This window comes from Winogradskyella sp. PG-2 (genome assembly GCF_000828715.1).
GTDB lineage: Bacteria > Bacteroidota > Bacteroidia > Flavobacteriales > Flavobacteriaceae > Winogradskyella.
Genome location: NZ_AP014583.1, coordinates 734,395 through 755,684, shown reverse-complemented (window position 1 = coordinate 755,684; position 21,290 = coordinate 734,395). Strand labels below are relative to the sequence as shown.

Sequence of the window (21,290 nt, the reverse complement as noted above, 5' to 3'; positions counted from 1 at the left end):
TTTATTTAGAGTTTCCTTATGGACATCAGAATCCAAAAATCTAAGCTTCTTAATCATCAGAATATTAAAATCACTGGATCCAAAAGTGAATCTAATCGGTTACTATTACTACAAGCACTTTACCCTGAAATTTCAATAGAGAATTTATCTAATTCAGATGATTCTGTGTTAATGCAAAAAGCATTGACAACAAATAACGAAATTGTAGATATCCATCATGCTGGTACTGCTATGCGATTTCTTACAGCATATTTTTCTATTCAAAACGATAGAGAAGTAATTTTAACAGGTTCTTCTCGTATGAAAGAACGACCTATAAAAATATTAGTCGATGCATTGAGGGCGTTAGGAGCAGATATTCAGTATTTAGAAAATGATGGTTATCCACCAATAAAGATTACAGGAAAAAAACTCACAAAGAGCAGAGTAGCTTTAAAAGCAAATGTAAGTAGTCAATATATTTCTGCATTATTGTTAATTGCTTCTAGATTAGAAAATGGACTTGAATTAAATTTAGAAGGGAAAATCACTTCAGTACCATACATTAAAATGACGCTAAGTCTTTTAAATGAGGTTGGTATAGAAACTAGTTTTATAGAAAATACGATTAAAGTAAAATCAAACGCTTCAAATTTAAAACCTAAGGTGTTAACTGTAGAATCAGATTGGTCTTCAGCTTCTTATTTTTATAGCCTTATTGCATTGAGCGATGTTGGCTCAGAAATCACTATTTCATCATACAAGATACAAAGTTTACAAGGGGATTCAGTTTTAGCAGAAATCTATCAAAGTTTTGATGTAGAAACTCATTATAACGAAAATTCTGTTCGTTTAGTTAAAGTAAATGACACATTAGCAAAAGATTTAAATTTTCATTTAAGTGATGCGCCAGATATTGCACAGACGATTGCAGTTACAGCTTATGGTTTAGGTAAAGCTTGTGAGATGACAGGTTTACATACCCTTAAAATCAAAGAAACAGATAGATTAGTAGCACTTAAAACTGAATTAGAAAAGTTGGGAGCTGACGTTAGTATTACTGACGAATCTCTAAGTTTAAAATCTTCAAATACAATTAATCCAAATGTTTCAATAGTAACATACAAAGATCATCGTATGGCAATGGCATTTGCACCACTCGGGTTAAAAACTTCAATTATAATTGAAAAAGCAGATGTTGTTAGCAAATCTTATCCTCAATTTTGGGAAGATTTTAAGGGGATTGGTTTCAATTTAAAATAATCACGCATTTACTTGACAAGGCCTATGTTGAGATTGTATATTTGCATCTTGTTTAAAAAATAAAACGTATACATGAAATTATCACACTTTAGTTTTGACCTTCCAGAAGAATTATTAGCAGAACATCCTGCAGAACACAGAGATGAATCTAGGTTAATGGTCCTTAACAGAGAAAAACAAACTATTGAGCATAAAATGTTCAAAGATGTTATCGATTACTTTGATGAAGGTGATGTGATGATTTTGAATAACACAAAAGTATTTCCGGCTAGACTTTATGGTAATAAAGAAAAAACAGGAGCCCGTATCGAAGTATTTTTATTACGCGAATTAAACCAGGATCAACGTCTTTGGGATGTTTTAGTAGATCCTGCACGTAAAATTAGAATCGGTAATAAATTATACTTTGGTGATGACGAAACTTTAGTCGCTGAGGTTATAGACAATACAACGTCAAGAGGAAGAACATTGCGTTTTCTTTATGATGGATCTTATACAGATTTTAGAAGGAAATTAACTCAACTTGGAGAAACGCCTTTACCTAAATACATTAATAGAGACGTTGAACCAGAAGATGAAGAGCGTTACCAAACAATTTTCGCAAAGAATGAAGGAGCTGTTGCTGCACCAACTGCAGGTTTGCACTTTTCTAAACATTTATTAAAACGTTTAGAAATAAAAGGTGTTGAAATGGCAGAAGTAACTTTACATGTAGGTTTAGGAACCTTTAATCCAGTTGAAGTAGAAGATTTGTCTAAGCACAAAATGGATAGTGAAGAGATTGTTATTACTGAGCAAGCTGCCGATAAAATTAATAAAGGGATTAACAACAAAAGACGTGTTTGTGCTGTAGGTACAACATCAATGCGTACTATCGAAAGTTCAGTATCATCTAACGGAAGATTAAATGATTATGAAGGATGGACTAATAAATTTATTTTTCCACCTTATGATTTTAGTATAGCTAATTGTATGATTACTAACTTTCATACACCAAAGTCAACATTATTAATGATGACATCTGCTTTTGCAGGTCATGATTTTATGAAGAAAGCTTATGAAGAAGCCGTGAAAGAAAAATATAAATTTTATTCTTATGGTGATGCCATGCTCATCATCTAATATTATAAATAGATATGAATTAGAAAGCCTCTTAATTGAGGCTTTTTTGTTTTAGCAAAAACCCATTTCATTTAATTACTTTTGCATCAAATGGAAATAAAAAAGAAAGACATACGTGCCTTAACTAAAGAACAACTCCGAGAGTTCTTTGTGAGCAATGGTGACAAAGCCTTTAGAGGAAATCAGGTCTATGAATGGTTATGGCAAAAGTCAGTACATAGTTTTGAGGATATGACAAATATTTCTTTAGAAACACGTCAGATACTTAAAGATAACTTTGTGATTAATCACATCAAAGTAGATCAAATGCAACGCAGTTCTGACGGAACAATAAAGAATGCTGTTCGACTTCATGATGACTTAATAGTAGAATCTGTTTTAATTCCTACAGCTTCAAGAACAACTGCTTGTGTATCCTCACAAGTTGGATGTAGTTTAGATTGTAAATTTTGTGCTACAGCAAGATTAAAGCGTATGCGTAACCTTAATCCAGATGAAATATACGATCAAGTAGTTGCTATAGATAACGAAAGTAGATTATATCATAACAGACCTTTGAGTAATATCGTATTTATGGGAATGGGTGAACCACTCATGAACTATAATAATGTACTGAAGGCTATAGATAAAATAACATCACCAGAAGGTTTAGGAATGTCTCCTAAAAGAATTGTAGTGTCTACTTCAGGTGTCCCAAAGATGATTAAGAAAATGGCAGACGATGATGTTAAGTTTAAACTTGCTGTTTCTTTACATTCTGCAATAGACGAAGTAAGAACGTCTATTATGCCTTTTAATGCTACATTTCCTTTAAATGATTTAAGAGAGGCTCTTCAATATTGGTATGCGAAAACTAAGAATAGAATTACCTATGAATATGTGGTTTGGAATGGAATAAATGACCAGCGAAAAGACGTAGATGCATTGGTTGAATTTTGCAAATTTGCACCAAGTAAAGTTAATATTATAGAATACAATCCAATAGATGATGGTGAGTTTCAGCAAGCTAATTCAAAAGCTATAGATATGTATGTTAAAATTCTTGAAGCCAATAATATTACAGTAACTGTAAGACGAAGCAGAGGAAAGGATATTGATGCTGCTTGTGGACAGTTGGCTAATAAAAGTTAAGACATAAAAAAAGCGGCAATTGCCGCTTTTTTAAATCATATAACTATCTGTTAATTTTTAACAAATTTAATCGTTTTAGAATTCCCGCCAATATTCACTTTAGCTAAGTAAATACCATCCGTTAAAGATGATACATCAATAGATGCATTATTACCAGCTAAAGTTCTAGAAGCAACTTTTTGACCTAAAATGGAATAAATATTTAAACCAGTCATAGCCATATTAGACGATTCTAAATTAAGCATTTTCTGAGTTTTGCTATAACTATGTGTAAATGTGTTTTGATCAAATTCATCTATACTTAGTGGTTGACTTGTTACACTAAATGTATCTACAAAAACTGAATTTCCAGCCGTAGCCGAAGCTAGAAAACTAGATTTATCATGAATACCGAAATAAAAATCACCAGATACTGTAGGCGTGTAGGTAACCATTCTTTCAAGATAACCGATATTGTCTAAGTCATCCAATGTTAGTAATATTGTATCTCCTGTGCCATCATTAGTGGTAGAAACAGCAATTTCAATATCCTTATTAGGTCTAGTTGCAGATGCAACTGCTAGGTTTCTCTGAAAAAATGAAAAAGTATATTCATTATCTGTTGTTAAATTGAAAGGCCCAATATAAAGCCAAGCATCAGCATCAGTTGTCGTCGTAGTATTGTTTGCAAATAACGAAGCAAGACCATCATTGGAGAAATCATTGGTAGTATCACCATCAGTATTATCATCAAGATTAAAGTTCCAACTACCTGTTCCTGCGAAACTAAAACCAAAATTTAATAATAAGGCCTGGTTTGCATCTGGTTCAACATCCTCAGTATATGGCAAAGTGTTCAAATTAGATGGGCTTGTTCCAACAATTGTTTCTGTATAGTTTGAGAATTCACCACCACCACAGTCTTGTCTTACAAAAACATTATAGGAAATTCCAGAAGTTAAACCTGTTAATTGATATGTATCTCCACCTGTAACGGTTGCAGTACTACCTCCAGAACCTTGCGTATATGGGAAAATCCCCCATTCTACATCATAATTCCCTGATGTCGCCATAGATATATCAGCTGTCGTTTGAGTGAAATCGTCAAATGTAACAGTAGGGTTTGCACAACCGCCAGTTAAATCAACATTGTCTAATATCCAACCATCTCCATCATCATTGGTCATTATAAAAGCAATATAAACACTAGAACCAATATAAGCACTTAAATCTACCGTGAATGTCTGAAAGGTTTGAGCTGTTGCTATGTCTGTTTCAGCTACAGTTAATAGAGGTGCCGAAAAATCTGCAATGGTAGTTTGACTTAACCCATCTGAAACTCTAATGCTTATGTTAGAATTAAAATTACCAGCATTTAAATCTGTAAGATCAACGTTAAGTAAATTTGTAGCGGCAGTAATACTAACCTGCGGAGTTACTAGCCAATCTTCAGCTAAACCACCAGCTACGTCTTCCCATATAATTAATGGAAATCCACCTGCATTATGTCCCCAAGTTTGAGCTGCTCCCAATCCATTTTCTCCTGGAAATATTGCCCATGTTGCAGGGATTTCACTGTCAAAAGTTTCAGGCAACTGAGCGTAGCTTGTAAAACAAATGCTTAGTATTAAAATTAATAAAGTAATTTTTTTCATAAAGTTTAGTTTTTGGATTAATAGGAAGGAAGTTACAAATAAATGTTACAGCGTCATGTTAATTATTCATAATTTCGATTTTAAGAATAAAAAGGGCTCAGAATTCGTAATTTTACAATGATTTAAGCTATTAATGAAAATAACCGAACAAATAAAACAACCAATCGCCTATGAGATGGAACTTTTCGAGCAAAAGTTTCAACTTTCTATGGCTAGTAAGGTGGCGTTGTTAAATCGAATTACCCACTATATTGTTAATAGAAAAGGCAAGCAAATGCGACCTATGTTTGTGTTTTTGGTAGCTAAAATGATGAATAATGGCGAAGTGAGAGAGCGTACCTATAGAGGAGCTTCGGTTATTGAGTTAATACATACTGCGACTTTAGTTCATGATGATGTTGTAGATGATAGCAACCGTAGACGTGGTTTTTTCTCGATTAATGCACTATGGAAAAATAAAATTGCAGTTCTCATAGGTGATTATTTATTATCAAAAGGATTATTACTCTCTATCGATAATAATGATTTTGATTTACTTAAAATCATTTCAGTTGCTGTACGGGAGATGAGTGAAGGAGAGTTACTTCAAATAGAAAAGGCAAGGCAACTTGATATAACTGAAGAAGTTTATTATGATATTATCAGGCAAAAAACGGCTACTTTAATAGCGGCTTGTTGTAGTCTTGGTGCAGCTTCTGTAAAACCTAATTCGCCAGATGTAGAAACTATGCGAAAGTTTGGTGAACTCATAGGTATGGCATTTCAAATAAAAGATGATTTATTTGATTATGGTGAAGAAGCTATTGGTAAACCAACAGGCATAGATATTAAGGAACAAAAGATGACCTTACCTCTAATATATGTGCTTAACAACTGCTCTAAAAAGGAAAAGTCTTGGCTTATTAATTCAGTAAAAAGTCATAATAAAGACAAAAAACGTGTTAAGGAAGTCATTGCTTTTGTAAAAATTAAAGGGGGATTAGAATACGCCATTACAAGAATGAAGGAATTTCAAAAAGAAGCGTTGGTTTTATTACATACTTATCCTCAATCAGAATATAGAGCGTCTTTAAAGCTCATGGTTGATTACGTTATTGACAGAAAAAAATAAAAATAAAGCACTGACAACCAGTAAGTTGTTGATTAATTAAACTATTTTTCACTTTCCAGACAACCCTTGGCAACAAAATTGCGTCTTTGTAAATAGAAGCGCAATCGTAAAAACAGAATGAAAGTTATTCAACTTCATAAAAACGAAACTAAACTCATACAAAGAGCAACGAAGCAGAATCGTGAAGCCCAAAATGTATTGTATGAATTGCTTGCGCCAAAGATGTTAAGTATCTGTAGGTATTACATTAAAGATGTTCATCAGGCAGAAGAAGTAATGCTTAATGGTTTTTTTAAAGTATTTAAGTACTTAAAAACATTTAAAGGAGAAGGTAGTTTTGAGGGTTGGATGAGACGCATTATGGTAAGGGAAGCGATATCATATTTAAGACAGAAAAAAAATATTGAGTTTGCTACAGAAGATGATTATTTAGAACACGATTATTCTAACAACATAAAAACAAATATTGAAGTTGCAGAGATACAACAACTCATAGATAGTTTGCCAGAAGGATATAAAATGGTATTTGTGATGTATGCAATAGAAGGTTATAAGCATAGTGAGATTGCAGAATTATTGAATATATCTCAAGGCACATCAAAGTCGCAATTGTTTAAAGCAAGGCAAATGCTTCAGAAAAAAATTAAAGAATTAAATAACAACAGTTATGGCACCAATTAAATTTGAAGAACATTTAAAAGATAAGCTCGAGAAACGCTCGTTATCTCCATCAGCAGAAGGTTGGTCTAAGTTGTCTGAACGTTTAGATGCAGATCAAAAGAAGTCTAGAAACCTGATTTATTGGTGGCTAAGTATTGCTGCCGGTTTAATTATTATGATTGCGGTTTCTGTTCAGTTTTTTAATAATGAAGGTAGTGAAGAAATTATTCAACAAGTTGTTGAAGAAGTACAAAGAGAATTTCAAAAAGAAAAGGAAACTCAAAATATCAATATTAAAGAAACTACTGAATTAGCAATAGAAGATGAAAGTAATGAGCATTTAAAGGACGACGCGCCAATTATCAATAAACCACGGATTATTGAGTATAAAAAAGTAACAGAAAAGAGACCTAAGTCTATGATACAGATTGCAGAAAATAATAAATCAACAATTAAAACAGCTATACCAAATAAGGAAGATTTGTTGAAAGAAGATTTGTCAGTTAATTCGGGTAAATTAATCATAGAAGATGCTGTGGCAACTGCGATTAAACAGTTGAAATCAGATGATAATTCTGTAACGGATAGAGAAATAGATTCACTATTAAAAGTAGCAAGTAAAGAACTTTTTAAAAACAAACTACAAAAGGAATCTTCTAAGACAGTTGATGCTGACGCTTTATTACTAAGTGTACAAGAAGATATGGGGCAATCCTTTAGAACTAAAGTGTTTGAAGCACTTAAAGAAAGTTATGAAACAGTGAAAACAAAAGTTGCAGAGCGCAATAATTAAAACAAGAATCAAATTAACATCAATAAATCAAAAAACGAACAGTTATGAATACAATTACACGATTAGTAGTTTACTTAGTTATCTCATTAACTTTTGCTACTGTACAAAGTCAAAACAAGGAAAATGATTCAATTCAAAGACAAACAACTGAATACAGAATTAAAATTTTAACGCAGCAGAAAGAAAAGATAAGAGAATCAGAAAAAGCAGCTTTAAAATTAAGAATTGAAGCAATTAATAAGCAACTCGATAATGATGAAATTACAGCTGCTAATGCTGAAGAATTAAAGAAAGCAGCAGCCCAAAAAGCAGCTTTAAATATAGAAGATAGAACAGCAATTATTAATAGTAAAATTGAATTAATAAAGCGCAATGGATATGATTCTACCTCGTCTGAAGATGAACAAATTTCTTTGAGTGTTGGAAGTAATGGAGTTTATATAAATTTAGGACCAAATAAAAAACAAAAACCTAAATACGATATACGTACATCAAATAAATTATTATTTGCTATAGGATTTAACAATACCATAGGAGATGGACAAAGCTTAGATGACTCACCTTACAAAAAAGGTGGTTCAGGTTTTGTAGAATTAGGTTGGGTATGGGAAACAAGATTGTTTAAAGACTCTAATTTTGCTAGATTAAACTATGGATTTTCGTTTCAATGGAATAAATTAAATATAAAGAATAATCAATACTTTGTGCAAGACGGTGATGAAACAACATTACAAGAGTTTCCATTAGATCTTAAAAAAGCAAAGTTGAGAGTAACCAATTTAGTTCTGCCAGTACATTTTGAGTTTGGTCCATCTAAAAAAAGGGATTTTAAAGATAGATTAAGATATACAACTGATAACCATTTTAAAATAGGACTTGGTGGTTTTGGTGGAGTAAGATTAGGTACACAGCAGAAACTATTATACGAAGATGAGGACGGTAACCGAGTTAAGAATAAAGAAAAACGAAATTTCAATACATCTAACTTTGTTTATGGATTGAGTGGTTATATTGGCTTTGGTGATTTATCTATATATGCTAAATACGACTTAAGTCCCTTATTTAAAGATCAGGCGTTTGAGCAAAATAATATTTCTCTTGGTCTTCGATGGGACTTAGACTAAATCAATAATTTTTTAAGTGTTAAAGTCTTCTTTTATTTCAGATGAAGGCTTTTTTTATTAACCACATCCAAGAAAGTCTAGTTAATATAGATTTTAAATTTTTAAAACAAATTGTTTATCTTAAATTTACAAACTTGCTAAACCCCTAATTTTTGATTTCACAAAACACCATAGCACAAGTATTTGAAACCGCTCGCGTTGAGGAGGTCATTGGTGATTTTGTTCAACTAAAAAAATCGGGAAGTAGTTTTAAAGGCTTAAGTCCTTTTAGTGAAGAACGTACACCAAGTTTTATGGTATCTCCTGTAAAACAAATTTGGAAAGATTTCTCAACAGGTAAAGGTGGTAATGCCGTAAGCTTTTTAATGGAGCACGAACATTTTACATATCCTGAGGCCATTAAATATTTAGCCAAGAAGTATAATATAGAAATTGAAGAAACTGAACGTACAGATGAAGAAAAGGCACAAGCAGATACAAGAGAAAGTCTGTATTTAGTCAGTGAATATGCAAACACATATTTTCAAAAAATACTACACCAAACGGATCAAGGCAAAGCCATAGGTTTAAGCTATTTTAAGGAACGAGGCTTTTCAGAAGAGACTATTAAAAAATTTCAATTAGGCTATTCTTTAGATGAATGGCAAGCCTTTACAGATGATGCTTTGGGTAAAGGTTATAATATAGATTTTCTATCTGGTACAGGTCTTACCATTGTAAAGGATGAGAAACGATTCGATAGGTTTAAAGGTAGAGTTATGTTTCCTATCCACAGTATGAGCGGTCGTATTTTAGGTTTTGGTGGACGTATTCTAACTAACGATAAAAAAGCGGCAAAGTACCTCAATTCTCCGGAAAGCGAAATCTATCATAAAAGTAAAGTGCTTTATGGTTTGTATTACGCAAAGCAAACCATTGCTAAAGAAGATAATTGTTTTTTGGTCGAAGGATATACAGATGTAATTCAGTTCTACCAAACAGGAGTTAAGAATGTAGTGTCGTCTTCTGGTACAGCACTCACACCAGATCAGATTCGTTTAATTAATAGATTGACCAATAATATAACTGTACTTTTTGATGGTGATGCTGCTGGTATTAGAGCTTCAATTCGCGGTATTGATTTAATCCTAGAACAAGGAATGAACGTTAAGGTCTGTACATTTCCGGATGGTGAAGATCCAGATAGTTTTGCAAAATCAAATACTTTAGAAGAGTTAACGGCTTATCTTAACGAAAATGCTAAAGATTTCATTCAGTTTAAGGCATCTTTATTGGTAAAAGAAGCTAATAATGATCCGATTAAAAAGGCAGAAACCATAAGAGATATTGTAAATAGCATTTCTAAAATACCAGATTCTATAAAGCGTGAAGTTTATATACAAGAATGTGCACGCATTATGGATATTAGCGAGAATGTCTTATTCAGTACGTTAGCACAAATTAGCAAAAAAGACTTTCATGAAGCTAATAAAAAATATAAGCAAGAGCAGAAAGCTTTTGAAGTGGTTAAAAATGTTGAACAACCCAAACAAAAGATAAATGTTCAATATGAGTTAGAGCGAAAAATCATCGAAATTTTAATGCTCTATGGAGACCGAACAGAGCAGTTTGAAGATTTGATATTAAAGGAAGACGAAGTAACGGGTGAATTGGTTTTAGAACCTACAATGCAAGAAGCACGTGTGTTTGAAAAAATATATTTAGATCTACAGGAGGATGAGATGATGTTTTCAAATGAGCAATTTAAAGTGTTGTATTATTCTATTATTGATAAGCTTAATCAAGATGAAGATTTCTCTACAAGAAATTTTGTTAATCAATTAGATCAAGAATCAGCAGGTACAATAACCAGTATCTTAATGGAAGATGAAAAATATAATTTACACGATTGGGAACGTAATCAAATAATACCAAAAGAAAAGGAACATTCAGTACCACAATTAGTGAGTCAAACCATATTAAGTTTACGCTGCTATTTAATAGACCAAAAAGTAGCAGAGTATAAAAATGAGACTTTAAAAGAAGATTCAGATTCACGATCCATCATAGAAGATGTGAAAGACTACGTAGGTCTTAAAATGTTATTATCCCGTAAACTTGGTAAAGTAATTGGTTAAGCCAGATTGTGGTGTTTTGCTTGGTGAATTAAATCTACAATATTTGTTACATTTAGCTTCTTAAAAAGCCTTGCCTTATAAGTACTAACAGTTTTCTCGTTAATATCTAATTCTTCAGCAATCTCTTTATTCTTTCTACCAATAGAAAGTAACTTTAATACTTCAACCTCTCTAGTTGATAGTTTTTTGAATAAACGACTTCTGCTTTTACGAGTATCTTCATAGCGCAAATGTTTATCCATTTTTTCACTAAGAGAAACTTCACCAGAATGAATTTTTCTTACAGCTGTTTCAACTTCCTCAGTACTAGCAGTTTTATTGAGGTATCCAGAGGCTCCAGCTTTTAATGTACTAATGGCATAGATCTCTTCAGGTTGATGACTAAACATCAAAACATTAACAGATTTGTTTTCTTTTTTAATGGCTCTAAGCGCAGTAATACCATTAAGTTCTGGTAGATCAACTTCGGATATAATAACGTCAACATCATGACGTCTAACGAATTCGAATATTTCAATTCCACTACTTAAACTTCCTATAACTTTAAAATCGGGTTTACTATTTAAGAACAATTCTAGACCAGTTCTTACAATAGGATGGCTGTCAACAATCAGAATTTGTATCATAACAAATTGATTTTGGTTTTGGTTAGGGTTATAATAACAATAGCAAAAGCTCAGTCAAGTAAATAGCGGAGATTCGTTAAACAAAAATAGTTAAAAATTAAACAGATTGCCTAATTTATTCGATAAACTGCAAGAATTATTTCAAATTTTTAGGAATTTCGCAAATTGGAATAGGAATCATCTTATGTTTGTTTGATGTATTGTAACACATAAAAATTTCAAAAGCATCACGTTGTCTACCTTCAAAGTCGTTTACAGTTTTTCCTTCGTCTAGCATTTGCATAGCCCATTCTAATTCTGGATAAGTGGCACCAATCTGATCTTCATCACTTCTAGCATCTCCAAATAAGCCATCGCTAGGCGCAGCTTTCATAATTGATTCTGGTACATTTAAATAATTTCCAATTTTATAGACTTCAGACTTTAATAAATCGGCAATGGGACTTAAGTCTACTCCACCATCACCATATTTAGTATAAAAACCTACACCAAAATCTTCAACCTTATTGCCAGTACCTGCAACTAAAAGTCCAAGTAAACCTGCATGATAATATAAAGTGGTCATTCTTAATCTTGCTCTGGTATTGGCTAAGGCCATATCTACTGTTACCTGTTTTCCTTCAAGACTTACTTCTGTTTTAAATTCTTCAAAAACAGGAGTTAAATCTGTTCTTGTGTCGCTAACATTAGGAAAACGCTTTTTTAATTGAGCAATGTGTTCTTGTGCTCTGCTGACATGGCTAGCAGCTTGGTGAATAGGCATTTCAATACATAAAAGCTCTAAACCTGTTTTTGCACAAAGCGTTGAGGTTACTGCAGAATCTATTCCTCCCGAAATACCTATAACAAACCCCTTTACTCTGGCATTTGTCGCATAATCTTTTAACCAATCTACGATATAATCAATAACTTTTTCTGTTTGCATAATGTTTAAAATTTAATGCAAAGAAGTGTACCTTTGCATAACAAAAATAAAGCAATCGTGCTAGGATTAAAAATGTTTTACCCAATGCAGTTAAGAATTTACATAATTTTAATATTAGTATTGTTTTTAGTGTCTTGTAATAAAGATTCTAAACTCGAATCTGACATTGCTAAGATAGAAGCTAAATTTGTAGTTGAACGGTTTGATAAAGCAGAATTGAATGCAACACCAAATGACTTGCCAAAGTTAAAACGAGCCTTTCCATTTTTCTTTTCAAAACATACACCAGATTCAATATGGGTGAATAGACTAAATGATACCTTACAGAATGAAATTCTGAATGAGGTGAATGCCACTTTCGAAGATTTTAAGGCTATAAAAGAAGAATTGAGGAGTATGTTTCAGCACATTAAATATTATGATAAAGTCTTTTCAATACCTAGAGTAGTGACTTTAACAAACTATGTTCAATATAGAGATAAAGTGATTGTTAACGACAGTATCTTACTTCTATCATTAGATAATTATTTAGGAGAACACCATAAGTTTTATGTTAATGGTAATATTCCTGCATATTTAGCAAAAAACTTTAAAAAGGAACAAATTGTAGTAGATGTTGCCAATGGTTTTGCTCAGAAGTATGCTTATCAAACAAATAGAAAAACATTACTAGACGAAATGATTTATTCCGGAAAGTTACTTTACTTCAAGGATATAATGATTCCGTTTAAAACTAATGCTGAGAAAATCGGTTATACTGAAGAACAGATAAAATGGGCTAAAGCTAATGAAAGTCCAATTTGGAGTTATTTTATTGAGAAAGAATTATTATATAGTACAGATAATAAATTACCAAATCGTTTTATTGCTGATGCTCCTTTTTCTAAATTTTATATGGAGTTTGACAATGAATCACCAGGACGATTAGGTCAATATATAGGTTGGCAAATTGTAAAGGCTTATGCAGATAGTACAGGTGAAAATGTTATGAGAATATTAGAAACTGAACCTGAAGAAATTTTTAGAAAATCTAAATTTAAACCCAAAAAGTAATGTCTAAGATTATTAAATCTAAAATAGTACTAAATGTTGAACTTGATGAGAATCGAGTACCAGAGAAACTCAATTGGTCTGCACAAGATGGTGGAGTAAATAATGAAGAGGCTAAAGCAGTAATGCTGTCAGTTTGGGATAGCAAATCACAAGAAACTTTGAAGATTGATCTGTGGACAAAAGATATGCCTGTAGACGAAATGAAGCTGTTTTTTCATCAAACATTGGTTACAATGAGTGATACGTTTTTACGTGCCACACAAGATGAAAAAATGACAGCAACCATGAAGGATTTTTGCGATTATTTTGCAGAAAAATTAGACTTAAAAAAGAAATAAATTATTCGTTACTTATTGTAACGAGAGCTTGAAAAAATGGAATTACATTAAAACAATCCGCATTTTCAGCGTTAGCATAATCTGGATTTTGTCTTTTAAACCTCATGAATTTTGTAGTGTCATAAACTTCCCAAATAGTAAGTTCATTATACTTTCCTGATTTAGTTTTATGATCAATTTTATTTTGTTTGATTATTTTAGAGACTGTTTCACGATCACCAATTTTCATTATTTTTCTAGAACTATAACCCTTATAAATTTTGTTTACAATCTAATAAAACCTAACAGCTTTAGTGGGTTTTTGTAATATTTTTGGTGCTGAGACTAAGTCTTTATGTTTTGCTATATTTTGTGAAATAAAAATAGCTTCAGTGTCTGTTTGTTTTATCCCTTTATGTTTAGAAAATTGCTCTAATGGTTTCAGGTTTTCGTGTCCAAGTAGTGTAATAACAATAAGTTTATTATTGAGCTTAACTTCTGTGACAAAACGACCAATTGGAATATTAAGTAATGGGATTTTCGCTTTGTTTTTATTGACTATGAACGTTTTTTCAAAGTCACTGTTAAAGATTGCAACTTTATCAATAGAATTTTTCCCTTCAAGAATTAAGCTGTCACCAGTTGAATTTATACTATGTTTTAATTCTTTGGCTCTAACATTAATATTTTGTATTAAAGTAGATTTTTGACCATAAGTCAAAGCTGTAGATAGCAATATTGCTATTGAAAATATAATCTTCATTATAAGTAGGTTTTTGTTTTTGGGAAACAATGTATTCACTAAAAACTGTGTTTACAATAGTAAATGTATCAACTAGTGTTGTTTAAATTTTATATCAAAGATGTTTGGCTTTTTTTTAGATGATTTGCACTTGTAAACGATGTAAAGTGCAAAAGACACCATGAAATGAATCTATTTATTCCTTGAGTTCATGCTCCAAAATATTCGATATAAAATAAAGCTTCAGTAATTTTTTGATAATAAAATACTGGGTTTAAACAGTTAGCTTTATGATGTTATGAATTAAGTAAAACATTTGATGGGCCTTTAAATGTTAGGAAATACATGTTTTTTGTATTCTACTAATTAGTTCTATTATGGATTTTGGATACTGGTTTCTTTAGAATAATATGGGTCAACATTGAAAAAATCTGATGAAGATGAGTAAACAAAATCAGGGTTAGAGATTTGACGTTTCATAAATTGCTGTGTGTTGTAAACTTCCCAAACTGTAAGTTCGTTTAATTTACCAACCACACTATTATTTTCTAGTCTATTTCTTTTTATCATTTTATCTGCAGATTCCTGATTTACTAACTTCATAGTTTTACGAGCACCTAGGTCATTGTTAACTTCATTAATAACCCAATAATATTTTTGCTTCCTATCTGTGATTTTTTTTCTTTTTCCTCTTGTTAGAAGTGATTCTATACTTCGTTTAGGTGTACTCTTTATCAATTTTAGATTTTCGTCTAACATCATACCTTTTCCTTCAGCGACTTCTTTACTTTGAGTAGATTTTTTATATTCAAAATCATACTTTATTAAATCCATAATGATGCTTTTGTCCACTAATTTAGCTTCAATAACAAATTTTCCAGCTGGAAGATCGATGAGCGATATTTTAATTTCAGGAGCATCTACTATGGTTGTTTTCTCATAGTCTTCGTTAAAAATCTCTATCTTAAGAATAGTGCTTTCACATTCCATTAACAAACTATCTCTAGAGTGGTTTAAAGAATGTTTTAATTCTTGAGCTTTTGGATTATAATTTTTCAATAATGTAATATGTTGACCATAACCGAATACGGTAGAACATAGGATGAGTAGGGTGTATATTTTCTTAATCATAATATATACAGTTTTAGGTTTGAGGCGATTAAAAATGCAATGTTTATAATTCAATACATTCTTAACTATAGCTAAGTTATAGGCTAGTTTTTTGATTTTTAAATATTTAGGATATGTTGCATTTTTCTTGGATAATAGACTATGGATAACGATGTAAGGCAAAAAAACAGGATTTATATACACTTGTTTCTTAAGTAATACGTCGTATTTTTATTAAATTCGTCTATGCGAAAAATACTGTTCGGTGTCATTATTACCTTAATTGTTCTATTCACATTTAAATATTGTGGAGATAAACATGAAGAAAAAATTACGCTTCAAGAAAACTCTGCTTTAATCCAAGAACAAGTTAATAACGTGGGTAAGTTAGTTGTCACTGAAGGTCATTTTAGTGAAGTGTTTACATATAAAAATTCCAAAGCTGTTTATGGGGATTTATTAGAAGCAGAAAAGAAAGCTGTTGTTATTGTTAATGCAGATGTAACTATTGGGTACGATTTAAGTAAAATTGAATATGAAGTCGATGAGTTAACAAAAACACTTCGCATAAAAAGTATTCCAGAAGAAGAAATAAAAATTAGTCCCGATTTTGAATATTACGATATTCAAGCAGATTTTTTAAATCAGTTTGAAGCAAAAGATTACAACGAAATAAAAGAAACCGTTAATGCGTCTCTAATGAAAAAGATTGAAGCTTCAGATTTAAAGTCCAACGCTCAAAATCGACTAATCAGTGAACTTTCAAAATTATTTATTCTAACAAATTCTCTAGGTTGGACATTGGAATACAATCAAAAGCCAGTTGAATCCTTAGAAGTTTTACAATCTTTAAAATTATAGCTTCTTTTTTAGGTTTACCCAACCACCACCATTAGTAGCTTCAATATTATTGAGGTTTAAAAATTTTGCTGCTTTCGCAGATCGTATTCCACTAGCGCAACAAGCAATGACTGGTTTATAAAGTTTTTTCACCTCGGCAATACGATTATTTAACTCACTTAATGGAATATGTACAGAATCTTCAATATGTCCAGCATCCCATTCACGTTGCGATCTCACATCTAAAATAACAGCTCCATTGTTGATATAATGTTCAACTTGTCGCTTCTCGGCTCCAAAAATAAAATCTAAAAATCCCATAGCTTCTTTTTTGCTTAAATTTACAAATAATAAACAGTATGATTGTTTGAAACAAGAAACTCGAAAAGAAGAAATTATTAGGGTAGCGGCAAAGCTTTTTAAAGAAAAAGGCTATAGTGCTGTCACTATGCGAGATTTAGCTGCAGAAATGGGAATTAAGGCGGCAAGTCTTTATAATCATATAAATTCTAAGCAAGCTATTCTCAATACGATTATAATTTCTTTGGCAGAAGAATTTACTGCTGGTATGAAACTAATTCAATCATCAGAAGAAGATTGTATTGGTAAACTTAAACAAATTATAGAATTGCATGTTAGAATTTCTAGCCAAAACATATATGGTATGGCTTCATTAAATAATGACTGGATGCATCTTCTAGAAAAATTAGATTATTATCAAAAACTGCGTATCGATTATGAAAACGATTTTATTGCTATCCTTAAACAGGGTATTGCAGCAGGAAAAATAACAAATGTTAAACCTGATGTAATGATGTTTTCTATTTTAACCACTTTGCGCTCACTTTACATTTGGATACCAAAAAAGGAAGATTTAGAGCTTGAAAATTTATCTAATACATTGAATCAAATCTTAATAAAAGGAATCTACACAAAATAAAAACTAACAATTGTTAGTTTTTATTTTGTAATTAGAATTAAACTTAATAACTTTGTAAAACAAACTAACAGTTGTTAGTTGAAATATATTTACAACGATATGGCGGAATTTCACAACTTAAAAGTTGCAGATATTTATAAAGAAACCGAAGATACTTCAGTGGTAACTTTTGATGTGCCTTCTAATTTGCAAGAACAGTTTAAGTTTAGACAAGGTCAACATTTAACCTTAAAAGCTGATATTAATGATGAAGATGTTAGGCGTTCCTATTCATTATGTTCTGGACCTTCAGATGGTCAATGGCAAGTAGCTGTTAAACAAATTTCTGGTGGTAAATTTTCAACCTATATCAATGAAGAGTTAAACTCGGGTGATAATATAGAGGTTATGGCACCAAGTGGAAATTTTGGTGTTGAGGTAATGCCAGAATCATCTAAAAATTACTTGTTCTTTGCTGCTGGTAGCGGAATCACACCAGTATTATCAATGCTAAAGGCACATTTGTCTTCTGAGCCAAATTCTACATGTAAATTGTTTTATGTAAATAAAACGGCTAAATCGATTATATTCAAAGAGGAATTAGAACAGTTAAGAAATACTTATTTCGGACGTTTAGAAATTTATTATTTCTTAACCAAAGAGCGACGAGATATAGAGTTGTTTAATGGACGATTTGACGATGAAAAAATGCAGATACTAGCCAAGACGTTTATAGATGTACCTGATACTAATGAAGTATTCCTTTGCGGACCGGAGAAGATGGTGAATTACGTTAGTGAATATCTTATTAATGTAGGTTTACCAAAAGAATTGGTGCATTACGAGTTATTTGTAACTGGTCTATCTGAAGAAGATATTAAGAGAGCCGAGCGTTTGGCGCAACAAAATGTAGAAGGTACAGAAGTAACAATTGTAGATGGTGGTAAAGAGTTTTTATTTACCATGACAAAAGAATATGATAATATTTTAGATGCTGCACTAGGCGCTGGTGCGGATTTACCATTTGCTTGTAAAGGTGGTGTTTGTAGTACTTGTAAATGTGAGGTTATTGATGGATCAGTAGAAATGAAAATTAATTATGCCTTAGACGATAAAGAAGTGTCGCAGAATTTAGTATTAAGCTGCCAAGCAGTACCTACTTCTGATAAAGTAGTTGTTGATTTCGATGTATAAAAATAAAACTCAAAATTATGAGTGAAGAACAAATAAAAAATTTAGAAGTACAATTTGAAACACGTATCGCACGTGATGAAAAAATTGAGCCCAAGGATTGGATGCCAGAAAAGTATCGTAAGATGCATATAAGGCAAATGTCTCAGCATGCACATTCTGAAATCGTAGGTATGCTGCCAGAAGGTAATTGGATCACAAGAGCACCATCGTTGCGTCGTAAAGTTGCTTTGTTGGCAAAAGTACAAGATGAAGCAGGTCATGGATTGTATCTATATTCTGCTGCAGAAACTTTAGGTATATCTAGAGAAGAGATGTATGAACAATTACATACAGGTAAGGCCAAATACTCGAGTATTTTTAATTACCCAACTATTACTTGGGCAGATATGGGAGCTATTGGTTGGTTAGTGGATGGTGCAGCGATTATCAATCAAGTACCTTTATGTAATACATCTTATGGTCCTTATGCTAGAGCAATGATTCGTGTATGTAAAGAAGAAAGTTTTCATCAACGTCAAGGTTATGAAATCATGATAAAGCTTGCAAACGGAACACCAGAACAAAAAGAAATGGCGCAAGATGCATTGAATCGTTGGTGGTGGCCAAGTTTAATGATGTTAGGGCCAACAGATGATGTTTCTATACATACAGCACAATCAATGAAATGGAAATTAAAGCGTAAATCTAATGACGATTTACGTCAACAGTTTATTGATCAAACAGTACCACAAGCGGATTTAATTGGATTGACTGTCCCAGATCCAGATTTAAAATGGAATGAAGAGCGTGGAAGTTATGATTTCGGTGAAATCGATTGGGATGAATTTTGGCAAGTTGTCAAAGGTCATGGGCCTATGAATAAGCAACGAATGAAAGCAAGAGTTGGAGCATGGGAGAAAGGCGAATGGGTAAGAGATGCGGCAATGGCTCATGCGAGTAAGAAACAAGAACGAAAAGAAAAACAAGCAGTATAATAATAAGATCATGTCAACAAAAAAATGGCCCTTATGGGAAATCTTCGTTAGAAGTAAAAACGGATTAGAACACAGACACTGTGGTAGTTTACATGCTGCGGATTCTGATATGGCGCTAGAAAATGCACGTGATGTATATACCAGAAGAAATGAAGGTGTTAGTATTTGGGTAGTAGAATCTAAAAACATTACTGCGTCAAATCCTGAAAATAATGGTGAGCTATTCGAGCCAGCACAAGATAAAGTATATCGTCACCCAACATTTTATGATTTACCAGACGAAGTAAAACATATGTAATTTGAGTTTTACTCTAATTACAATTCCCGAGAAATCGGGAAACACATAAAATTATTTAAATGTTTAATTAAAACGATTTCCACTTTCGCGGAAAGTAAACATGAAAAACGAAAACTTATATAATTACATACTCGGTATTGCAGACAACAGCCTTATTCTAGGACAAAGAATGGGGGAATTATGCGGCCATGGTCCAAGCCTAGAAACGGATATTGCTTGTACTAATATTTCATTGGATTTATTTGGGCAAGTGAGGAGCTACTTTCAATATGCAGCTAAGATAGCGGGAGATGACAGAACCGAAGATGATATTGCTATGTTACGTAAAGAACGCGATTACAAAAACGTATTATTAGTAGAGCAACCTAATACAAACTTTGCATATACCTTAGGACGTCAGTTTTTATTCGACGTATATCATTTAGCATTTCTTTCAGAATTACAGAAAAGCTCAGATCTTATATTATCTGCAATAGCGAATAAGTGCATTAAAGAGGTGAGTTATCATGAACGTTTCTCTTCAGATTGGGTAAAACGATTAGGTGACGGAACAGAAAAAAGTAAAACAAAAATGCAAGAAGCCATTGATGATTTATGGACATACACTGACGAGCTGTTTCATCAAACCGAAGCGGATAAAGCTATGGTTGCTCAAGGAATTGGTGTTGATGTTACTAAATTAAAGGATAACTACTATAATCAAGTAGGTGAACTTTTAGAAGAAGTAACACTTCAAATACCAGAATCTAAATACTTTCAAAAAGGTGGTAAAGAAGGCATTCATACAGAGCATTTAGGCTATTTGTTAAGTGACTTGCAATATATGCAACGTACGTATCCAAATATGGAATGGTAACAACTGAACAAAATATTGATCATAGATTAATTTCAATACTGGAACAGGTGTCAGACCCTGAAATTCCAGTTTTGTCTATTATGGATATGGGAGTAGTGCGTTCCGCGATTTTTTTAAATGATATTGTCAAGGTAGAAATCACACCAACCTATAGTGGTTGTCCAGCAATGGATGTGATAGGTGATGATATTAAAAAAGCATTAAAAGAAGCTGGTTATGAATCTGAAATTGATTTAATTTTATATCCAGCTTGGACAACTGATTGGATTACGCCAAGAGGTCGTAAAGCATTAGAAGATTATGGTATAGCAGCACCTTTAGAAGCAGACGCTGATAAAGATGTTTTGTTGAATGGAAAACGTATTGTGAAATGTACGAATTGTGCATCGACAAATACACGATTAGTAAGTCAGTTTGGTTCTACAGCATGCAAAGCGCAGTTTCAATGCGATGATTGCCAAGAACCTTTTGATTATTTTAAATGTCTTAGATAGACAGCAAA

Annotated in this window: 24 protein-coding genes; 17 read left to right on the top strand and 7 right to left on the bottom strand. The window is 32.2% G+C overall.

The genetic code is table 11. From position 1 onward, the window contains the following. Positions 1 to 18 precede the first annotated feature (18 nt). The 3 genes from WPG_RS03480 to rlmN all read left to right on the top strand — a co-directional run bounded on the left by WPG_RS03480 (position 19) and on the right by rlmN (position 3,495). Positions 19 to 1,242: a 3-phosphoshikimate 1-carboxyvinyltransferase gene (locus WPG_RS03480; protein ID WP_045469414.1), complete on the top strand. Its 1,224-nt coding sequence runs from the start codon at positions 19 to 21 to the stop codon at positions 1,240 to 1,242. Positions 1,243 to 1,314: 72 nt separating this feature from the next. Beyond that, positions 1,315 to 2,364: a tRNA preQ1(34) S-adenosylmethionine ribosyltransferase-isomerase QueA gene (gene queA / locus WPG_RS03475; RefSeq protein WP_045469411.1), complete on the top strand. Its 1,050-nt coding sequence runs from the start codon at positions 1,315 to 1,317 to the stop codon at positions 2,362 to 2,364. 90 nt (positions 2,365 to 2,454) lie between these two features. Continuing rightward, a complete protein-coding gene (gene rlmN, locus WPG_RS03470) occupies positions 2,455 to 3,495 on the top strand; it encodes a 23S rRNA (adenine(2503)-C(2))-methyltransferase RlmN (RefSeq protein WP_045469408.1) in 1,041 nt (346 codons plus the stop codon). Between the two features lie 50 nt (positions 3,496 to 3,545). Here the strand turns inward: rlmN and WPG_RS03465 are convergent, their stop codons facing one another. Further along, a complete protein-coding gene (locus WPG_RS03465) occupies positions 3,546 to 5,129 on the bottom strand; it encodes a T9SS-dependent choice-of-anchor J family protein (RefSeq protein ID WP_045469405.1) in 1,584 nt (527 codons plus the stop codon). A gap of 133 nt (positions 5,130 to 5,262) precedes the next feature. On the opposite strand from WPG_RS03465, the gene WPG_RS03460 reads away from it, so the two are divergent. The 5 genes from WPG_RS03460 to dnaG all read left to right on the top strand — a co-directional run bounded on the left by WPG_RS03460 (position 5,263) and on the right by dnaG (position 10,934). After that, entirely contained in the window at positions 5,263 to 6,240 is a 978-nt protein-coding gene (locus WPG_RS03460; protein WP_045469402.1) for a polyprenyl synthetase family protein, read from the top strand. A 117-nt stretch (positions 6,241 to 6,357) separates the two neighbouring features. Then, positions 6,358 to 6,921 (top strand): RNA polymerase sigma factor, encoded by a 564-nt coding sequence (locus tag WPG_RS03455; protein ID WP_045469399.1) that lies wholly within the window; start codon positions 6,358 to 6,360, stop codon positions 6,919 to 6,921. Further along, positions 6,908 to 7,693: a hypothetical protein gene (locus WPG_RS03450; RefSeq protein ID WP_045469396.1), complete on the top strand. Its 786-nt coding sequence runs from the start codon at positions 6,908 to 6,910 to the stop codon at positions 7,691 to 7,693. The genes WPG_RS03455 and WPG_RS03450 overlap by 14 nt, the downstream gene beginning before the upstream one ends. A gap of 44 nt (positions 7,694 to 7,737) precedes the next feature. Next, complete coding sequence (locus tag WPG_RS03445) at positions 7,738 to 8,817, top strand: hypothetical protein (protein ID WP_045469393.1); 1,080 nt, start codon at positions 7,738 to 7,740, stop codon at positions 8,815 to 8,817. A 152-nt stretch (positions 8,818 to 8,969) separates the two neighbouring features. Next, positions 8,970 to 10,934 carry a DNA primase gene (gene dnaG / locus WPG_RS03440; RefSeq protein WP_045469389.1) on the top strand — a complete coding sequence of 655 codons (1,965 nt, stop codon included), beginning with the start codon at positions 8,970 to 8,972 and terminating at the stop codon, positions 10,932 to 10,934. On the opposite strand, the gene WPG_RS03435 is transcribed toward dnaG, so the two are convergent. Both WPG_RS03435 and nadE read right to left on the bottom strand, forming a co-directional pair. Continuing rightward, positions 10,931 to 11,560, bottom strand: a complete 630-nt coding sequence (locus WPG_RS03435) for a response regulator transcription factor (RefSeq protein ID WP_045469385.1) — start codon at positions 11,558 to 11,560, stop codon at positions 10,931 to 10,933. The two genes, dnaG and WPG_RS03435, sit on opposite strands and share 4 nt — an antisense overlap. A 136-nt stretch (positions 11,561 to 11,696) precedes the next feature. Then, positions 11,697 to 12,485 (bottom strand): NAD(+) synthase, encoded by a 789-nt coding sequence (nadE, locus tag WPG_RS03430; protein WP_045469382.1) that lies wholly within the window; start codon positions 12,483 to 12,485, stop codon positions 11,697 to 11,699. Positions 12,486 to 12,569: 84 nt separating this feature from the next. Between nadE and gldB the strand changes: the two genes are divergently transcribed. Next, entirely contained in the window at positions 12,570 to 13,538 is a 969-nt protein-coding gene (gldB, locus tag WPG_RS03425; RefSeq protein ID WP_052471327.1) for a gliding motility lipoprotein GldB, read from the top strand. Next, positions 13,538 to 13,876 carry a gliding motility protein GldC gene (gene gldC / locus WPG_RS03420; protein WP_045469380.1) on the top strand — a complete coding sequence of 113 codons (339 nt, stop codon included), beginning with the start codon at positions 13,538 to 13,540 and terminating at the stop codon, positions 13,874 to 13,876. Before gldB ends, gldC begins: the two co-directional genes overlap by 1 nt. Before the next feature lies 1 nt (position 13,877). Here the strand turns inward: gldC and WPG_RS03415 are convergent, their stop codons facing one another. From WPG_RS03415 to WPG_RS03405, 3 genes are all read right to left on the bottom strand, one after another. Further along, positions 13,878 to 14,105, bottom strand: a complete 228-nt coding sequence (locus WPG_RS03415) for a hypothetical protein (RefSeq protein ID WP_045469378.1) — start codon at positions 14,103 to 14,105, stop codon at positions 13,878 to 13,880. A 42-nt stretch (positions 14,106 to 14,147) separates the two neighbouring features. Then, positions 14,148 to 14,618: a hypothetical protein gene (locus tag WPG_RS03410; RefSeq protein WP_045469375.1), complete on the bottom strand. Its 471-nt coding sequence runs from the start codon at positions 14,616 to 14,618 to the stop codon at positions 14,148 to 14,150. Positions 14,619 to 14,972: 354 nt separating this feature from the next. Beyond that, complete coding sequence (locus WPG_RS03405; RefSeq protein WP_144374409.1) at positions 14,973 to 15,728, bottom strand: hypothetical protein; 756 nt, start codon at positions 15,726 to 15,728, stop codon at positions 14,973 to 14,975. Positions 15,729 to 15,953: 225 nt separating this feature from the next. Here WPG_RS03405 and WPG_RS03400 point away from each other — a divergent pair, with 225 nt between their 5' ends. Continuing rightward, positions 15,954 to 16,568 carry a DUF4230 domain-containing protein gene (locus WPG_RS03400; RefSeq protein WP_045469371.1) on the top strand — a complete coding sequence of 205 codons (615 nt, stop codon included), beginning with the start codon at positions 15,954 to 15,956 and terminating at the stop codon, positions 16,566 to 16,568. On the opposite strand, the gene WPG_RS03395 is transcribed toward WPG_RS03400, so the two are convergent. Next, positions 16,563 to 16,868 (bottom strand): rhodanese-like domain-containing protein, encoded by a 306-nt coding sequence (locus WPG_RS03395; RefSeq protein ID WP_045469368.1) that lies wholly within the window; start codon positions 16,866 to 16,868, stop codon positions 16,563 to 16,565. The two genes, WPG_RS03400 and WPG_RS03395, sit on opposite strands and share 6 nt — an antisense overlap. Before the next feature lie 46 nt (positions 16,869 to 16,914). On the opposite strand from WPG_RS03395, the gene WPG_RS03390 reads away from it, so the two are divergent. The 6 genes from WPG_RS03390 (at position 16,915) to paaD (ending at position 21,282) form a co-directional block, all read left to right on the top strand. Continuing rightward, positions 16,915 to 17,487: a TetR/AcrR family transcriptional regulator gene (locus WPG_RS03390; protein WP_045469365.1), complete on the top strand. Its 573-nt coding sequence runs from the start codon at positions 16,915 to 16,917 to the stop codon at positions 17,485 to 17,487. Between the two features lie 99 nt (positions 17,488 to 17,586). Beyond that, positions 17,587 to 18,660: an FAD-binding oxidoreductase gene (locus WPG_RS03385; protein WP_045469362.1), complete on the top strand. Its 1,074-nt coding sequence runs from the start codon at positions 17,587 to 17,589 to the stop codon at positions 18,658 to 18,660. Between the two features lie 17 nt (positions 18,661 to 18,677). Then, positions 18,678 to 19,634, top strand: a complete 957-nt coding sequence (paaA, locus tag WPG_RS03380; RefSeq protein ID WP_045469359.1) for a 1,2-phenylacetyl-CoA epoxidase subunit PaaA — start codon at positions 18,678 to 18,680, stop codon at positions 19,632 to 19,634. Positions 19,635 to 19,644: 10 nt separating this feature from the next. Beyond that, the gene (gene paaB / locus WPG_RS03375; protein WP_045469357.1) at positions 19,645 to 19,932 is read left to right on the top strand and encodes a 1,2-phenylacetyl-CoA epoxidase subunit PaaB; all 288 of its coding nucleotides are present in this window, start codon (positions 19,645 to 19,647) and stop codon (positions 19,930 to 19,932) included. Positions 19,933 to 20,032: 100 nt separating this feature from the next. Next, positions 20,033 to 20,788: a 1,2-phenylacetyl-CoA epoxidase subunit PaaC gene (paaC, locus tag WPG_RS03370; RefSeq protein WP_045469355.1), complete on the top strand. Its 756-nt coding sequence runs from the start codon at positions 20,033 to 20,035 to the stop codon at positions 20,786 to 20,788. Continuing rightward, positions 20,782 to 21,282, top strand: a complete 501-nt coding sequence (gene paaD, locus WPG_RS03365; RefSeq protein ID WP_045469352.1) for a 1,2-phenylacetyl-CoA epoxidase subunit PaaD — start codon at positions 20,782 to 20,784, stop codon at positions 21,280 to 21,282. Before paaC ends, paaD begins: the two co-directional genes overlap by 7 nt. Positions 21,283 to 21,290: the final 8 nt, after the last annotated feature.

Excerpts from the sequence above, each read along its gene's own strand:
- WPG_RS03480 (WP_045469414.1), top strand. The coding sequence starts at position 19 with ATGGACATCAGAATCCAAAAATCTAAGCTTCTTAATCATCAGAATATT.
- queA (WP_045469411.1), top strand. The coding sequence starts at position 1,315 with ATGAAATTATCACACTTTAGTTTTGACCTTCCAGAAGAATTATTAGCA.
- rlmN (WP_045469408.1), top strand. The coding sequence starts at position 2,455 with ATGGAAATAAAAAAGAAAGACATACGTGCCTTAACTAAAGAACAACTC.
- WPG_RS03465 (WP_045469405.1), bottom strand. The coding sequence starts at position 5,129 with ATGAAAAAAATTACTTTATTAATTTTAATACTAAGCATTTGTTTTACA.
- WPG_RS03460 (WP_045469402.1), top strand. The coding sequence starts at position 5,263 with ATGAAAATAACCGAACAAATAAAACAACCAATCGCCTATGAGATGGAA.
- WPG_RS03455 (WP_045469399.1), top strand. The coding sequence starts at position 6,358 with ATGAAAGTTATTCAACTTCATAAAAACGAAACTAAACTCATACAAAGA.
- WPG_RS03450 (WP_045469396.1), top strand. The coding sequence starts at position 6,908 with ATGGCACCAATTAAATTTGAAGAACATTTAAAAGATAAGCTCGAGAAA.
- WPG_RS03445 (WP_045469393.1), top strand. The coding sequence starts at position 7,738 with ATGAATACAATTACACGATTAGTAGTTTACTTAGTTATCTCATTAACT.
- WPG_RS03435 (WP_045469385.1), bottom strand. The coding sequence starts at position 11,560 with ATGATACAAATTCTGATTGTTGACAGCCATCCTATTGTAAGAACTGGT.
- nadE (WP_045469382.1), bottom strand. The coding sequence starts at position 12,485 with ATGCAAACAGAAAAAGTTATTGATTATATCGTAGATTGGTTAAAAGAT.
- gldB (WP_052471327.1), top strand. The coding sequence starts at position 12,570 with ATGCAGTTAAGAATTTACATAATTTTAATATTAGTATTGTTTTTAGTG.
- gldC (WP_045469380.1), top strand. The coding sequence starts at position 13,538 with ATGTCTAAGATTATTAAATCTAAAATAGTACTAAATGTTGAACTTGAT.
- WPG_RS03415 (WP_045469378.1), bottom strand. The coding sequence starts at position 14,105 with ATGAAAATTGGTGATCGTGAAACAGTCTCTAAAATAATCAAACAAAAT.
- WPG_RS03410 (WP_045469375.1), bottom strand. The coding sequence starts at position 14,618 with ATGAAGATTATATTTTCAATAGCAATATTGCTATCTACAGCTTTGACT.
- WPG_RS03405 (WP_144374409.1), bottom strand. The coding sequence starts at position 15,728 with ATGATTAAGAAAATATACACCCTACTCATCCTATGTTCTACCGTATTC.
- WPG_RS03400 (WP_045469371.1), top strand. The coding sequence starts at position 15,954 with ATGCGAAAAATACTGTTCGGTGTCATTATTACCTTAATTGTTCTATTC.
- WPG_RS03395 (WP_045469368.1), bottom strand. The coding sequence starts at position 16,868 with ATGGGATTTTTAGATTTTATTTTTGGAGCCGAGAAGCGACAAGTTGAA.
- WPG_RS03385 (WP_045469362.1), top strand. The coding sequence starts at position 17,587 with ATGGCGGAATTTCACAACTTAAAAGTTGCAGATATTTATAAAGAAACC.
- paaA (WP_045469359.1), top strand. The coding sequence starts at position 18,678 with ATGAGTGAAGAACAAATAAAAAATTTAGAAGTACAATTTGAAACACGT.
- paaB (WP_045469357.1), top strand. The coding sequence starts at position 19,645 with ATGTCAACAAAAAAATGGCCCTTATGGGAAATCTTCGTTAGAAGTAAA.
- paaC (WP_045469355.1), top strand. The coding sequence starts at position 20,033 with ATGAAAAACGAAAACTTATATAATTACATACTCGGTATTGCAGACAAC.
- paaD (WP_045469352.1), top strand. The coding sequence starts at position 20,782 with ATGGTAACAACTGAACAAAATATTGATCATAGATTAATTTCAATACTG.